Below are 14,813 nucleotides of genomic sequence, written 5' to 3' on the forward strand. Positions count from 1 at the left end.
TGCTGAAAAGTATAATTCGTTGTAATCAGTGTAATCCGTTTTATTTGGAGGGTTTATGTTAAATAAAAAAAATCAACCTTCCTAAACAGTGATGTTAAAAAATGTTCGGTGGCGGACGGTCACGTTCATGAATGAACGTTGGCGGACTGCTAAAAACAAGCTGAGGCCCTTTTACACTCCTGATATTGATTTGGCACACTTGTTGGCAAAAGCTATTTCGAATTGAAGAAACCGATGTTAACTGATACTCCGAATGGATAGAAAAATTAAAAAGAAGACCTGGACTTTTAAGCGCATTGCAACCATACTTGGTGCAGTAGCCGTGGTAGGATTTATGGCATACCTGCTATTTTTTGCCGATAGAAGGTCCCGCCTGAATGTGGAAAAGGAAAAATTAACCATTGCTAATGTTAAGCGAGGTGTCTTTCTTGAGTTTATACCGCAGACAGGTACTGTAGAGCCAAGTGTCACTTTTTACCTGGATGCCATTGAAGGTGGAACCATCAAGAAGGTCCATGCCGAAAGCGGTGCCATGCTGAATAAAGGTGATTTAATTGTTGAACTTTCGAACCTCAACAGGGAGTTAAGTGTGTTAACACAGGAGGCGAGTCTGAATGAAAGTATAAACAGACTCAGACAGACAAGGCTGCAACTGGAGCAAAATGACCTTCAGCAACAGCAAACGCTGGCTTTAATCGATAATCAAATTGAGAAACTTGAGCCGCAGTACAAGAGGCAAAAGATGCTGTTTGAAAAAAAGCTTATCTCCAAGCAAGAGTTTGAGCAGACTCAGGCAGACTATGAATATAACCTCAAAAGAAGGGAAATCACCTATGCCAGCTACAGAAATGACTCGATTTCCAGGATTAGACAGCTTGGTCAGCTCAATACTTCCGAAAGAAGAATGACACAGAGCCTTGAAGGCGTAGGCCAGATATTGGACAACCTGATTATCAAATCACCTATCGAAGGTCAGTTATCTACACAGCCATTATTTGAAGGTCAGGCTGTTAATCCGGGCCAAAGACTAGGTCAGGTGGATAAAGTGGGAAGCTACAAAGTAAGAGTACCTATAGACGAGCTCTATCTGCCTAGAATCTCAACAGGACTTAGCGCAACTACAACCTTTGCCGGCAAGGATTATCGCTTGAAAATAACGTATATTTATCCTACGATTACCAATGGCAGGTTTGAAGTAGACATGGAGTTTGACGGTGAAGCGCCTGAGGGGATAAAAAAGGGGACAATCCCTGAGATTGAGAATCGAACTCGGTCAGTCTTCTGAAGAATTGCTGCTACCTGTAGGTGGTTTCTATAAGGATACGGGAGGTAACTGGGTATTTGTGGTCAGTGAAGATGGCACTAAAGCAGAGAAGCGAAATATCCGGTTGGGAAGGAAAAACACCGAACACTTCGAAGTACTGGAAGGCCTGGAGCCCGGCGATCGCGTGATTACCTCCAGCTACGACAATTTCGGAGACAACGAAGTACTTGTATTGCAATAAAAATAAAAGGTCAAAACCGACCTGTGTCGGTAAATCATTAAAAACACTAATACCATGATAAAAATCAAAAATCTACAAAAGGTTTATACTACAGATGAGGTAGAAACAACCGCTCTGAATAGTATAAACATTGAAATCAAAGAAGGAGAGTTCGTAGCCATTATGGGCCCTTCCGGATGTGGAAAGTCTACGCTGCTAAACATCCTGGGACTGTTGGACAATCCTTCTGATGGTGAATACTACTTCGGAGAGCACGAGGTGTCGCACTACTCTGAGCGTCAGCGTGCGCAACTTCGCAAAGGCTCAATTGGTTTCGTGTTCCAAAGCTTCAACCTTATTGATGAGTTGACTGTATTTGAAAACGTGGAGCTCCCTTTACTGTACCTGAAAGTTCCTTCAGCAGAAAGAAAACAAAGAGTAGAAGAAGTGTTGGAACGAATGAATATCATGCACAGAAGAAACCACTTTCCTCAGCAACTCTCAGGAGGGCAGCAACAGAGGGTGGCAATAGCCCGTGCTATTGTAGCCAAGCCGAAAGTAATCCTTGCTGATGAGCCTACAGGTAACCTTGACTCTGCCAATGGAGAGGAAGTAATGAAGCTTTTGGCCGAATTGAATGAAGAAGGAACAACTATCATCATGGTAACTCACTCTCCTTATGATGCCAATTACGCCCACAGGATCATTAACCTGTTTGACGGTAAGGTGGTAACGGAGAATATCAAGGAGCAATTCCATATTTAAGTTCTTAACACCAAGGTCAAAACTCAAAATAAAAACACCCCCGAATGAAATCCGGGGGTGTTTTTTATTTAACTAAAAACTCAGTTTAATGCGAAGTAGGGGATCAGGTAGAAAATCAGTGGAACAACTGGTTCTGCAAATAAACTCGCAATGTGAAACTTATTACTACAAACCAGTAAGCCTTCCCGGAAATTCTGCCTGGCCCTTAATTGGCAGGTATAAAATAAGGACTCATATTAACTTTTGCATTTCCTCTTGCACCATAATAATTAGTGTAACTTCTGTTCTTTTCAATGGTGTAGAAAGAGTCAACATAGTCGTCGTCATTGGTCCAGAAGCTGGCAGGCAGAGCATCAACTATGGCGGCACCTATGACTCCCAAAGCAGTAATCCAGGTGTGGCCACTCAACGTTCCTGCTAATGCAGTAAGCTCTTTAACAAGCATGGACACCATATCCTGGTAGTTGTGGTTATCATCTTTTTCAAAAAGCTGAATGTTAGCGGCCTGATATGCGTAATCATCCCAGAAAAGCATCACCTGGTTAGGGTAGTAATCCTTATCCTCCTTGTCCAGATAATACATAGGTATCACGGCCACTTCTGCCTGATTGCTGCTGTTTCTTATTCCTGAAGTTACTGCATATACTTCGGCAGAACCACTTATCCAGGGTTCTTCATCATCATTAAGCCTGATTTTGTCCAGCTTTGTTGTTTCCAGTCCGGCTGCGGCAGCTCTTCCTTTAGTATTAGAAGAGATCATCTTCTTCTGGAAACCCGCCTGCTGCAATTGTTTGTTGATGTAGCTCACCTCAACTTTAAAGGCCTCAAAACCATGATTGTCCACTACAATTACAGGAACATCCGGCTCTGCGTTAGGATCGAGATAAACTACTTTTTTGTCAAGCGTATAGGCCTTTACTTTTGTCCAGTCATCCTCTTTGCCTGCAGGAGGGTAAGCCACCAGTACATCTTGCCTGTTTACGGAATTCGTGCCAGCAGGCTTGTAAAGCCATACTTCGGGGATCTCCACTACCTCAGGGGCTTCATTGGTTTTTAACTGGTCATCATAAAACTGGGCTGAGGCCTTTAGGTTTGAGAAGGTTGAACCCTCTTTTGAATCTGCATCGATCCTTGTGAGTACTTCTGCCAATTTAATACCCACGGTTTGCTGTTCGAGTATGGCAGTAAAATTGTCAAAAGATTCACCTTCGCTTAACAGGTCAGCAATGTTTTGCGCCACGGCGTCGAGTGATGGGTTCTGGTCCTGGTTTACAGGATCTGGCGTTACCTCATTTTCCTCACACGCCGTGAATACAATCAAGTAAAGTCCAATAGATAACACTGATAAAATTTTTTTCATCATAATTTTAGGTTAGGTTAAAAATGTTTAAGGGTAAGCGGCGAAGAAAGGTTAATTTGTTATGCATTCATAACAAAAAACACCTGGAATCTTACCTGTGTAATGGAAATTAACAGGTGAGCTGATTGGGCTCCACAAATATGGGCTATATACCAAGGCGTTTGTTGAAGAATACTACCCCTGAAAACAGGGATATTTCTTTCTAACCAAAGCTGTTATACCAGAAAACAACGTATTATCATTTCTAACTCCTATAAAATCTTGGCATACTAAAACCAATTTAGTAAGTTCACGACTCTTTTAATCAACCTATGCTAAAGAAATTCCCACATTATCGACAGCTTGATGCCATGGACTGTGGTCCTACCTGCTTAAGGATAATTGCCAAGCATTATGGCAAAAGTTATTCTTTACAGACACTACGGGATAAAAGCTACATCACCAGGGAGGGGGTTTCTCTTTTGGGCATTAGTGATGCGGCTGAATCTATTGGCTTCCGCACACTGGCTGCAAAAATCCCTTTTGATAAATTAAAGGAAGAGGCTCCGACGCCTTTTATAGCCCACTGGCGGCAGCAACACTTTATAGTGGTTTATGGATTTAAGAAAAACCATGTGCTGGTGTCTGATCCTGCGCATGGGTTGGTAAAGCTTACAAAAAAGGAATTTCTCGACGGCTGGCTTAGTGATACAGATAAAGGCCAGGAAATTGGGGTGGTGCTTCTTCTTGAACCTGCTCCTGATTTTTACACTACTGAGGATGAAAAGGTAAATAAATCAGGATTTCAGTTTCTTTTCAAGTATTTAAGACCTTACAGGAAGTTCATTACCCAGCTTTTTATAGGTATGCTGGTGGGAAGTATCCTGCAGTTGATCTTTCCGTTTTTGACCCAGTCTATCGTTGATATAGGTATACAGAATCAGGACCTGAATTTTGTTACACTTATACTGATAGCCCAGTTGATGTTGTTTTTTAGTCGAACAGCGGTGGAGTTTATAAGGGGGTGGATATTGCTACACCTGGGTACCCGCATTAATATTTCGATCCTGTCGGATTTTCTGATCAAGTTAATGAGGCTGCCTGTTTCGTTTTTCGATACCAAAATGATTGGCGATTTACTACAAAGGATAGGCGATCATAGCAGAATCGAATCTTTTCTTACATCTTCAACTCTAAATATCCTTTTCTCATTTATAAATCTTATCATTTTTGGCGTGGTGCTGGCCATTTATGATTTAAAGATATTCACCATATTTTTTATAGGTAGTGCTATATACATGGCGTGGATCATGATTTTTATGAAGAAAAGGCGTGATCTGGACTATAAGCGCTTTGACCAGATGTCAAGTAATCAAAGCAACCTGATCCAGTTGATTACGGGCATGCAGGAAATTAAACTTCATAATAGTGAAAAGCAGAAACGCTGGGAATGGGAGAGGATACAGGCAAAGCTATTCAAGGTAAGCATCAGTGGACTTGCCCTTAATCAGTACCAGGAGGCGGGTTCTTCATTTATCAATGAGCTTAAGAATATTGTTATAACCTTTCTGGCGGCAAAAGCCGTGATCGACGGGGACATTACCCTGGGTATGATGCTGGCCATTCAGTATATTATTGGACAATTAAATGCTCCAATTAATCAATTGGTTGGCTTTATCCATACGGCACAGGATGCTAAGATCAGCCTGGAACGACTGGGGGAAATTCATGGAAGAGAGGATGAAGAAAATATTAATGAAGAAAAGATCACTATATTCCCTGAGGATAAGTCACTGAAACTGGAGCATGTAACTTTTCAATATGAGGGTCCACATTCGGAGTACGCCTTAAAAGATATTAGCCTTGAGATTCCGGAGGGTAAGGTAACTGCCATAGTTGGGGCCAGCGGGAGTGGAAAAACCACGCTGGTGAAGCTTTTGCTTAAATTTTACGAACCTACACAGGGGGAGATCAGGCTGGGTGATATTAATCTAAACAATTATAGCAACAGGCTGTGGCGCGATAAGTGTGGTGCTGTGTTGCAGGATGGTTTTATTTTTTCTGATACTATCGCTAAAAATATTTCTATTAAGGACGACTATATCAATAAAGAAAAGCTGCTGTACGCCGTTAAGGTGGCTAATATACAGGAGTTTATAGAGTCACTTCCCCTGGGTTATAACACCAAGATAGGGAATGACGGTCATGGTCTGAGTCAGGGACAAAAACAAAGAATATTGATAGCCAGATCAGTCTACAAAAGTCCTGAGTATATCTTCTTTGACGAAGCTACCAACGCTCTGGATGCCAACAATGAAAAGGTAATAATGGAGAACCTTGATCGCTTTTTTGTAGGCAGAACCGTAATAGTAGTAGCTCACAGGCTAAGTACTGTAAAGAACGCGGATCAAATTATAGTGTTGGATAAGGGACATATTACAGAAATTGGTACACATACAGAGCTGACTAAAAAGAGGGGAGATTATTACCGTCTGGTAAAAAATCAGCTTGAATTGGGTAATTAGCCTTCTTTAGCATCTCGTCAAAATGTTATCTGTCTGGTTTTCATGCACATGTATGTTATAAGACCAGTTTGAAACCTCCGGGCCAATTGCTTGAATTTTTCTTTTTTAATTTTAAAGGAATTGAAATAATTAGATTAATTAAATCCTTTTACCATGAAAAAGAAGAAATTAAAAATTGAGGAGTTAAAAGTACAGAGCTTTGTCACTCAGGACCTGGATGATAGCGCTCACACCATTAAGGGCGGATATCTGACCTATGGGTGTACCGCAGGATGGGCTGGTTGCCCTGACGGTGGTGGCGGAGGTGGAGGGGGTACGTATGACTCCTGTAATCCTAATAACTGGTATACACACAGACCTTGTGATACCAATGAGCCTATACATTGCAGTCCTTGTCAATAGGATAACAGGGATTTAGCAACCCGCTTACTGCAGATTTAATAAAGACAGAAGCCCATACATCACTGCATGGGCTTCCTTTTTAACCAGCTAAATAAAGCTCTATTTGATTTTGCAATAACTATTCAGGCAGCTTATTGCATAAGGCATAGTTGGAGTATCCTCTACCTCCGAGCCTGCCCCTCTGATATGTTTGGCGTCTACCGAAGTTATAAAACTTTTAACTTGTAAAGATTTTAGTTTGAAGTTTGTTTTTTTCATGGTTTGGTTTGATTAAATGTGCAAAAACTATTTTATAGGCCCGTCACAATTTTCCAAAAGGCTTTGGTGGTAACACACCAGGGGCTTTGTCCCTTCACCGGACGGGCATATTGTGGTTATAGGTTTTGACTGAGATGTAGGATCAACCTCCGATTTCCCACCTTTAATATCCAGCCCTTTTATTGAGGTTACGAAACTGCTTACCTTTATAGTATTCAGTTTGAAATTTTTCTTTCTCATATCATAGGGGATTGATTTGCTAAATCCTCGGATTACAGTCTTTAAACGGCTCCACACTAATCAGGGGTGTGGAATCGGTAAAGCTGTCATCTACTTCCGAACCATCGGGTTTACTATCACTCATAACCCTGCCACTCTTGATGTATGCAGAGTTCCTGAGCGTGGTGATGAAGCTCCGTACTTTCAATTCGTTAAGATTCAATCTGCTTTTTTTCATGACGTACAATAATGACTACCGAATTGCAATTTAAGACTTTATCAGATCAGAACGTCTGGCTGTTTTCCGGTAAACAAAAAAATAACGGTTTTCAGGTATATTTTAGTTAGAAATGAGTGGGTATCACCTTGTCATGAGGTAGTGAAAGATCGATAATTACATTTGTTCCCTTTCCTATATTAGAGTCAATTGTAATCTTTCCGTCCAGGGCAGCTACGCGCGACTGAATGTTCTTCAGGCCTATTCCATCCTGCTTGCCGTCATTTCTGAATCCTGTTCCGTCATCTTCAACCATGAGGTTAACATAATCATCATGCATTGTAAGGTAAATGTTGATCTCACACGCATTTGCATGTTTGATGGCATTGGTTACCAGTTCCTGGATTATCCTGTAAATATCGACCTGTATGTTTTTGTCAATGGCCTCTATTTGTTTTTTAGGGTAAAATTCGTAGTTGACCACAATTTTCCTTGTACCGACAACTTCGTTGACAAAACTTTTGATTACTTCAGTTAAGGCTGAATTGTGCAGTACGGGGGGAATAAGGTTATGCGATATCATGCGCACTTCTTCACAGGCATTATCAAGCCTCAGTGTAATGTCATTCAGTCTTTCTTTCAGTGAGCCATCACCGGTTTTCAGGCCCAGAAGATTCATTTTAATGCTGGCCAGTGTGCCACCAATACCATCATGAAGTTCCTGGGCAATTCGTTTTCTTTCATTTTCCTGCCCTTCGAGTTTGTTTTTAACAGAGTTGAGTTCCTGGTCCTTGAGCAGCTCTGTAATTTTCTGACGGCTGATTTCCTCTTTTTGGGTATGTATTAGCCTGAGACTTCTTTGTTTGTTGTTATAGTTTATCAATACAAGTACCATAGAAAGTATCAGGAGGATTGAGCCCAGGATGAGCGCTAAAAGTATAATATTCTTTTTTTCAGCTTCATGTTGAAGCAGGCTGATCTTCTGTTCATTTTGTTTGGCTTCAAACTGGTTTTGAAGTATGAGTACTTCCCTGTCTTTTTCAAGGTTCAGCAGGCTGTCCTTTAAAAGGTCAAACTTTTGATAATAGGCATATGCCTGCTCATAGTTGTTTAGTTGAGCATACGACTTTGCAATGGTCTCGTAGAACTCAATTTCGGTATCGTGGTCGTGCATACTCCTGGTGAGCTTCAGGCCTTCTTCAAGATAGGTAATAGCTGTGGCATTCTCATGTTGCAGTCTCTTAAGTATACCCAGGTTCAACAGCGACTGGCACATCACTTTTTTGTCATTATATTGCCTGGCATGCTCCAGTGATTTTTTGAGATAGAGGTCCGCTTCATGGTACTTTTCGAGATGGGTGTTTGTTTTACCTATATTGAGCTCTCTTATGGCAAGCTTTTCGGGCATATCTATTTCTTCTAGTATTTCTGTTGATTTTGAGAAGTATTCCAGTGCCCGGGTGAAGTTGTTTTCCTGGTAGTAAGAGACTCCTATATTATTCAGAATACCGGTAACCTGATCTTGCCTGTTGAGCTTTTCAAATACCGACAGAGATTGCTCGTAATAAAGCCTGGAACTATTGTATTGCTTTCTTTTCAGGTAAAAGTTACCAATACGGTTAAGGGTTGCCGCAGTTCCACTTTCGTGGGATATGGACCTGAACCTTTCCAAACCATCCATATAAGCCCTCAGCGCATTGGCATAATTGCCTTGTGACAGGTTTACAGATCCCAAGACGTTATAAGCCAGGGCCATGTGCAGATCATCATTAATACTTTCTGATAGTGTAATAGCCTTATTGCAGAAAAGTTTTGCTGAATCAAGGTTGCCGGCCTGACTATGAATAAGAGCACGAGTAATGTAAGCAGATGCTTCGGTTGAGGTCAGTCGGCTTTTTTTGCTTTCTGAGAGTGCCTTGTTATTTACAGTCAGAGCCTGTTCATAATCAGTATATCTCAATACAGACGATAGTTCTACGATAGCTTCAATCCTTAAAGAATCACTGATTTCATTGCTTTTAATTAAAGTATTCAGGCTATCAACCACATTGTGCTGTGCACCAGCTGTTATGCTCCATAGAATTAGTCCTGCCAGAAAGCATGCTTTGGATATGTTCATTCTACTATTCCGGCTTTAACGGCATGTTTAATAAGACCAGCCATGTTTTTGGCCTTTGTCTTACGCATAATATTTTTTCTGTGGCTTTCTACGGTGTGCAAGCTTATAAAAAGTGTATCAGCGATTTGGTTGGTCGTATATTCTGAAGCAATTAACCTGAGTATTTCAATTTCACGCTTGGTTAGTCTCACGTTGGCATTTTCGTCACTTTCTTCAAGGCCGGTAATGCCAGCCATTATATTATTTTTCACGCTTTCGCTAAAGTAAGTCTGTCCGTTAGCCACATGCTCTATGGCCTCAATAAGCTCGCCTTTGCCCGTGTTTTTTAGTATATATCCCGTGGCACCATTTTTAAGTATTTTTTTTATGCTTTTGCTGTCGCTATGCATGGAGAGAGCCAGGATGTGAACGTTAGGATACCTTTTTCTTACCTCTTTGCACAGCTCTTCCCCGTTGAGGTTGGGCATACTTATATCGGTGATCAGCACATCTATTTCGGAATTTTGCTCAAGCAACTCCAGCGCCTGCTCTCCGTCGCTGGCACAGGCTACAATGGAAATCCTGGGATAGTCCTTTAAAAGAGAAACTATACCATCCAGGAATAGTTTATGATCATCTACGATCATTAAGTCTATAGTTTTTGCCGTAGAAGGGAGCATAATAATGGGGTTGAAATGTACAAAATAATATGGCTAATATAGTAAAATACTTCGATTGGGAGAGGTGGGAAATTAAGGTATAACCTTACGTGGTTTGTAAATAACCGTTTTTGGATGGCTGAAATTAAAAAAATACCTGCGAGAAGGTAAAATTGAAAATAACGGTATTCAGGTATAGATTTTTGTCCTTTAATAAAAAGCCCTTCGCTTATCCCTAAAAACAGTTACTTTTAACATAAACTTACCAATAGGTTTTTACACGAAGACAGCAATACGTATTTTGGTACCCCATATAAAGAGCTATGCCTAACGCAGAAGAACAAATACAACTTAGGAGTGAGGAAGTGCAGGAAATACTGAGCCATGTGCCACACTGGTTGATCAGGTGGGGTATTACACTGGTATTCATGGTTATACTTATATTGATTGCAGCCAGCTGGTTTATAAAATATCCAGATACGGTAGCGGCACAGGTCGTGCTTACCACTCAGACCCCGCCGGTACACCTTGTAGCAAGGGCCAATGGCAGAATAAGCCTTTTGGTTGAAGATAAACAACAGGTACGGGATGAGGCGCTTCTTGGTGTAATTGAAAACCCGGCATCCACTGAAGACGTGCTAAAGCTGGATAAACAACTGGCAGAAATCAGAGAGCTGATTTATAAACGGCCGGTTAATATTGAAGCGGTGAAACTTGACGAATCACTAAATTTAGGTTCGCTCCAAAGCACCTATTCAGCATTTAACTCCATTGTTGAAGATGCTAAGCGTTACATAGCCATATCCTTTTATAGTAACCAAAGGCAGGCATTAAATAAACGTGTAGAGTATTACAGGGCACTCAATAAAGGACTTAATGAGCAGCTGTCACTGGTTGATGAAGAGATAAAAATCTCTCGGACCATATATCACGATGATTCCCTGCTCTATCAACAGGGCGCAGGTACCAAACCGGTCATGAACCGGTCAAAAGCCAGCTATTTGCAGAATAAAAGAAATAAAGAAAATATCGAGTCCTCCATTATTCAGAACAGTATACAGATAGCCCAGCTACAAGGGCAGATCAATGAACTCATACTCAAAGAGGAGCAGGAGACTGATCAGATGTTTACAGCTATGGTTGAAGCACTGGAAAAACTGGAAAGTGACCTGCTGGCCTGGAAGCAAAATTTCCTGTTAATAACCCCGGTTGAAGGAAAAGTGGCATTTTCAAAATTCTGGAGTGACAATCAGTATGTGCAGGCAGGAGAAGAAGTGATGACGGTAGTGCCGGAGTCGGGAGATGTGATAGGCAATGTAGCCATGCCCGTGCAAGGATCAGGTAAAGTGGAGGTTGGGCAAAAGGTTAATATTATGCTAAATAACTATCCCTCTAATGAATATGGCATGGTGATAGGCAAGATAGAGTCCATATCCCTTGTTCCGAGAGATAACCTTTACAGCATCAGGATCAGCCTGCCGGGAGGATTGAACAGCACCTATAATAAACAACTGGATTTTAAGCAGGAAATGCAGGGGACAGCCGAGATTATAACTAAAGATAAGAGATTGATAGAGAGGGTGTTTAATCAATTAAGAAACATTATTGACAGGGTTAATTAGATATTTTACGAACCTTCAAACCATAGTATTGTTGAGCAGGTTATTTTGGCCTGCTTTGTTTTTTTATATAAAAACCAAATAAAGCTATAGAATAAACAGTCTTACTTCATAACTTTAGAGGTAATACACTGGCAAAATAAAGACTGCCGTTTATTATTAAAAGTTCAATATCCCTGAAAACCATTACGGCAAGGGAAAAAAAATATTGTTAAAATTGAACCTATGGGTAACACATTAACAACCTACACCACCAAGAGTAAAAACACTATGCAGCTATTTCCTTACGCCCTTATCAGAGTTGGCGGAGATTCGTTTGAGGAATGGTCCCGGCTAAACTTTCCGGCATCTAATGAAATAGTAAGAGAAATTTACAGGCTTACTCTTAAACAAGCTGAAAGTAAAGAAGCATTGTGTGACAGTCTCTTTGAATTTATTAGCAACAGCGATAATCCGGAAATTCAAAATACAGTTCAGAACCTGAGAAGGGACATATTTAATGAGAGAAGGTTAAAGAACAGTAAAATAAATAAGGCTGCAGAGGTGCTCCCGCAATTGCTGAAGGAAAGTCTTGAGGGGTATATTGCATTGCTAAAAGAATTAAAGGAGAAAACCCAGGCAGGAGAATCCGTCTTTGCTGAAGAGCTGCATGGAGGCCGGGAGCAGCTAAAGCAGTTGGTTGATTCCGAACACTTTAAAAAGGGTCTGATCCTGTCAAGCAGGACACTGCTAAACAGACTGGATTCCTTTAAAAAAAGGCCGGCGGATACATTTAGAAAAAAGGAGCATCAGGTCGAACAAAGCCTGCTCCAATACCTGACACGAATGTATGCCAAGACTTCACCCTTTAGCACCTTTACGAACCTTTCAATGGGTGCTATCAGGGAAGGTCAGGGCAATATTCAGATCAGCGCATTAGGCGGCTTACAGGTTAAAGGGCACATCAGACTCAACAACTATTTACTGAAATATGTAATGGACCTGCTAAAAAACTACAGACCTTCCTACATATTGTTTCCTTTGCGTTGTAACCCTACATACCAGAACCGTGAAGACCATTTCTTATACCTTACAAATAACAACAATATAGAGTCATTCCAACGGATACCCTATAACCCAGTGGTAGAGCATATTGCCGGGGTGGTACAGGAGTACACAGAAGGCGTAAGGTTCATAGACCTGATCGAGGGCCTGCAAAATGACATAGATGCTTCGGCAGAGGAGGTTGAAAGCTATATTAAGCAGTTGATAGAGTTTGGCCTGCTTGAGTACAATGTTGGGGTTTCAGGAGTAGACCCTGACTGGGATGTAAAGCTTGTCAGTGCTTTGGAAAGTCAGGTGCAGCATGGGGTACAGTATATCGCAGAGCTACTGGATGCCCTTAAAGCTATCCGCCAGCTTGGAAATAAGTATGCTCAAAGTAATGTGCAGGAACGACACTCCTTATTACAGCAGGCATATGATACATTTCGTGAAATCTACATGAAAATCCATGAAGAAGCAGGCCTCCCGGCCGATGAGAGAAAAACGGAAAAAGAGCTTATCGAAGAGGCAAAAAGGAAAAAGGAAGAAGAGGAGAAAAAGAAGAAAGACCAGGACAAGAGCGAAGCAGTGCAGGATGAAAAGGATGCAGAAGAAAAAGAGGAGGTAACTTTTAAACATGAAACCTCTACTTACTTTGCCATAAAGCCCGAACAGATGTTTTATGAGGACACCACCAGGGAGGTAAATGCGGTCTTGGGACAAGAGGAGGTCTTCACCATTATTTCCAATCTTAATGAGCTGCTAAACCAAATGCGGTTTTTCAAAGGCAATGAGGAAGAGAAAGAGAAGATGCGGGCTTACTTCCTGAAGAAGTATGGTAAAAATGAGCCGGTTGACTTGCTTACTTTTTACGAAGACTACTTCCGGGAATTTAAAAAGCCGGAAAAGGAACGGGAAGAAAAAAGGAAGAAAGAAGCTCGTGAAAAACTGAAGCAGGAGCAAGAGGAAGGGAGCCGGAAGAACGGAGCGAATGAAAAGGACGCTATGCCAGAAACAGCCGAAGACAAGGAAATGGATACTGTTGATGAATTTGCGCTGCCAGGGCAGAAAGAGAAGCAGGGAAAAATTATGAAGTGGAAGGCGGAGGCTAAAAAACAACTTAAAAAAACAGTAGAATGGGATGCCCATGAAATTAATGTAGATATCGAACCCTTTAAATATGCCAATAAAGAGGTCGGCTTTGTTGGTACTGATGGTGATACCAATTCATACGGATCATTTTTGCAGTTTTATTATGAAGGGGGCAAGCTGAAGGCAGCTTTAAATAGTACTTTCCCAGGATATGGCAAAATGGTTAGCCGCTTTCTCCACATCTTTGACCATAAACTAACTGATGAAATAAGGAACTGGAATGTAGAGCAGAGTGATGAAGAATCTCTTTTTATAGAAGACATTGATGCATCATATTTCAATGCCAACCTTCACCCGACACTTATGCCTTATGAGATATGGATGCCGGGAGGCCATAATTCGCTGCCTGCTGACAAGCAAATACCTATTACTGACTTTCAGGTGGAATATAGCGCTGAGGCAGATGAGCTGAATTTAATTCACGTGTCTACGGGGAAAAGAGCTTATGTTTTTGATCTCGGCTTTCAGGGACATAGCGGACGGTCCCAGCTTTTTCAGCTTCTTGAAAAGTTTACCAAGGCAGAGTACCTGTTTGCTCAACCACTGGTCAATGCGGTTAACCAGCTCAACACCCCGGAAGAAAATAGCAACGAGAAAGGCAAGGAAGTAAAAGAGGACAAGAAAGAGATAAACGTTTTACCCAGGGTAGTATACAAAGACATGCTGGTGCTGCAAAGAAAGACCTGGTTTGTACCTAAAGTCCTGTTACCGCAGAGGCACCCTAATGATACTGATTGGCAGTACTTCAAGAATATTAATACGTGGCGAAAGGGTAACAATATGCCTGATGAGGTATTTGTATTTGTAAACACTAACCGGTGGGGTGATGCAAACATGGATGAAGAGGCCATGAAAAAGCTGACAAGAGATGATTACAAACCTCAGTATATCGACTTTACTAATCCACTTTTGGTCAGTTTACTGGAAAAGTTGATAGACAGAGTACCTTTGAATATGAAAATCGTGGAGATGCTCCCTGATTCAAAACAAATGTTAAAAATTGATGACTCGCGCTTTGTTTCGGAGTTTGTAGTTCAGTGGTATAATAAATAA

General features: G+C 41.2%; 13 protein-coding genes. 7 read left to right on the top strand and 6 right to left on the bottom strand.

The features are described from left to right. The first annotated feature begins 253 nt into the window (after positions 1-253). From LVD17_RS18205 to LVD17_RS18215, 3 genes are read left to right on the top strand one after another with little or no spacing between them, the layout of a single operon-like run. Positions 254-1,285 (top strand): HlyD family secretion protein, encoded by a 1,032-nt coding sequence (locus tag LVD17_RS18205; protein WP_233760438.1) that lies wholly within the window; start codon positions 254-256, stop codon positions 1,283-1,285. Then, the gene (locus LVD17_RS18210) at positions 1,257-1,505 is read left to right on the top strand and encodes a permuted SH3 domain-containing protein (protein ID WP_233760439.1); all 249 of its coding nucleotides are present in this window, start codon (positions 1,257-1,259) and stop codon (positions 1,503-1,505) included. The genes LVD17_RS18205 and LVD17_RS18210 overlap by 29 nt, the downstream gene beginning before the upstream one ends. A gap of 54 nt (positions 1,506-1,559) precedes the next feature. Beyond that, positions 1,560-2,249: an ABC transporter ATP-binding protein gene (locus tag LVD17_RS18215; RefSeq protein WP_009581509.1), complete on the top strand. Its 690-nt coding sequence runs from the start codon at positions 1,560-1,562 to the stop codon at positions 2,247-2,249. 205 nt (positions 2,250-2,454) lie between these two features. Here the strand turns inward: LVD17_RS18215 and LVD17_RS18220 are convergent, their stop codons facing one another. Further along, a complete protein-coding gene (locus LVD17_RS18220) occupies positions 2,455-3,612 on the bottom strand; it encodes a DUF3103 family protein (RefSeq protein ID WP_233760440.1) in 1,158 nt (385 codons plus the stop codon). A gap of 308 nt (positions 3,613-3,920) precedes the next feature. Here LVD17_RS18220 and LVD17_RS18225 point away from each other — a divergent pair, with 308 nt between their 5' ends. Further along, positions 3,921-6,113 carry a peptidase domain-containing ABC transporter gene (locus LVD17_RS18225; RefSeq protein ID WP_233760441.1) on the top strand — a complete coding sequence of 731 codons (2,193 nt, stop codon included), beginning with the start codon at positions 3,921-3,923 and terminating at the stop codon, positions 6,111-6,113. A gap of 153 nt (positions 6,114-6,266) precedes the next feature. Continuing rightward, positions 6,267-6,515: a pinensin family lanthipeptide gene (locus tag LVD17_RS18230; RefSeq protein ID WP_233760442.1), complete on the top strand. Its 249-nt coding sequence runs from the start codon at positions 6,267-6,269 to the stop codon at positions 6,513-6,515. 99 nt (positions 6,516-6,614) lie between these two features. Here the strand turns inward: LVD17_RS18230 and LVD17_RS28725 are convergent, their stop codons facing one another. From LVD17_RS28725 to LVD17_RS18250, 5 genes are all read right to left on the bottom strand, one after another. After that, a complete protein-coding gene (locus LVD17_RS28725; RefSeq protein ID WP_370688771.1) occupies positions 6,615-6,773 on the bottom strand; it encodes a pinensin family lanthipeptide in 159 nt (52 codons plus the stop codon). Between the two features lie 27 nt (positions 6,774-6,800). Next, on the bottom strand, positions 6,801-7,013 hold the full coding sequence (locus tag LVD17_RS18235) for a hypothetical protein (RefSeq protein WP_233760443.1): 213 nt from the start codon (positions 7,011-7,013) through the stop codon (positions 6,801-6,803). Between the two features lie 19 nt (positions 7,014-7,032). After that, positions 7,033-7,230 (bottom strand): pinensin family lanthipeptide, encoded by a 198-nt coding sequence (locus tag LVD17_RS18240; protein ID WP_233760444.1) that lies wholly within the window; start codon positions 7,228-7,230, stop codon positions 7,033-7,035. Positions 7,231-7,336: 106 nt separating this feature from the next. Beyond that, the gene (locus tag LVD17_RS18245) at positions 7,337-9,328 is read right to left on the bottom strand and encodes a tetratricopeptide repeat-containing sensor histidine kinase (RefSeq protein WP_233760445.1); all 1,992 of its coding nucleotides are present in this window, start codon (positions 9,326-9,328) and stop codon (positions 7,337-7,339) included. Further along, positions 9,325-9,987 (bottom strand): response regulator, encoded by a 663-nt coding sequence (locus LVD17_RS18250; protein WP_233760446.1) that lies wholly within the window; start codon positions 9,985-9,987, stop codon positions 9,325-9,327. The genes LVD17_RS18245 and LVD17_RS18250 overlap by 4 nt, the downstream gene beginning before the upstream one ends. Positions 9,988-10,289: 302 nt before the next feature. On the opposite strand from LVD17_RS18250, the gene LVD17_RS18255 reads away from it, so the two are divergent. Both LVD17_RS18255 and LVD17_RS18260 read left to right on the top strand, forming a co-directional pair. Then, the gene (locus LVD17_RS18255; protein ID WP_233760447.1) at positions 10,290-11,588 is read left to right on the top strand and encodes an HlyD family secretion protein; all 1,299 of its coding nucleotides are present in this window, start codon (positions 10,290-10,292) and stop codon (positions 11,586-11,588) included. A 222-nt stretch (positions 11,589-11,810) separates the two neighbouring features. Continuing rightward, positions 11,811-14,813: a lantibiotic dehydratase gene (locus LVD17_RS18260; protein ID WP_233760448.1), complete on the top strand. Its 3,003-nt coding sequence runs from the start codon at positions 11,811-11,813 to the stop codon at positions 14,811-14,813.

It is taken from the genome of Fulvivirga ulvae (genome assembly GCF_021389975.1).
GTDB lineage: Bacteria > Bacteroidota > Bacteroidia > Cytophagales > Cyclobacteriaceae > Fulvivirga > Fulvivirga ulvae.

What these genes read in the sequence shown, in the direction of transcription:
- LVD17_RS18205 (WP_233760438.1), top strand. Translation starts at nt 254, where the DNA reads ATGGATAGAAAAATTAAAAAGAAGACCTGGACTTTTAAGCGCATTGCA.
- LVD17_RS18215 (WP_009581509.1), top strand. Translation starts at nt 1,560, where the DNA reads ATGATAAAAATCAAAAATCTACAAAAGGTTTATACTACAGATGAGGTA.
- LVD17_RS18220 (WP_233760440.1), bottom strand. Translation starts at nt 3,612, where the DNA reads ATGATGAAAAAAATTTTATCAGTGTTATCTATTGGACTTTACTTGATT.
- LVD17_RS18225 (WP_233760441.1), top strand. Translation starts at nt 3,921, where the DNA reads ATGCTAAAGAAATTCCCACATTATCGACAGCTTGATGCCATGGACTGT.
- LVD17_RS18230 (WP_233760442.1), top strand. Translation starts at nt 6,267, where the DNA reads ATGAAAAAGAAGAAATTAAAAATTGAGGAGTTAAAAGTACAGAGCTTT.
- LVD17_RS28725 (WP_370688771.1), bottom strand. Translation starts at nt 6,773, where the DNA reads ATGAAAAAAACAAACTTCAAACTAAAATCTTTACAAGTTAAAAGTTTT.
- LVD17_RS18235 (WP_233760443.1), bottom strand. Translation starts at nt 7,013, where the DNA reads ATGAGAAAGAAAAATTTCAAACTGAATACTATAAAGGTAAGCAGTTTC.
- LVD17_RS18240 (WP_233760444.1), bottom strand. Translation starts at nt 7,230, where the DNA reads ATGAAAAAAAGCAGATTGAATCTTAACGAATTGAAAGTACGGAGCTTC.
- LVD17_RS18245 (WP_233760445.1), bottom strand. Translation starts at nt 9,328, where the DNA reads ATGAACATATCCAAAGCATGCTTTCTGGCAGGACTAATTCTATGGAGC.
- LVD17_RS18250 (WP_233760446.1), bottom strand. Translation starts at nt 9,987, where the DNA reads ATGCTCCCTTCTACGGCAAAAACTATAGACTTAATGATCGTAGATGAT.
- LVD17_RS18255 (WP_233760447.1), top strand. Translation starts at nt 10,290, where the DNA reads ATGCCTAACGCAGAAGAACAAATACAACTTAGGAGTGAGGAAGTGCAG.
- LVD17_RS18260 (WP_233760448.1), top strand. Translation starts at nt 11,811, where the DNA reads ATGGGTAACACATTAACAACCTACACCACCAAGAGTAAAAACACTATG.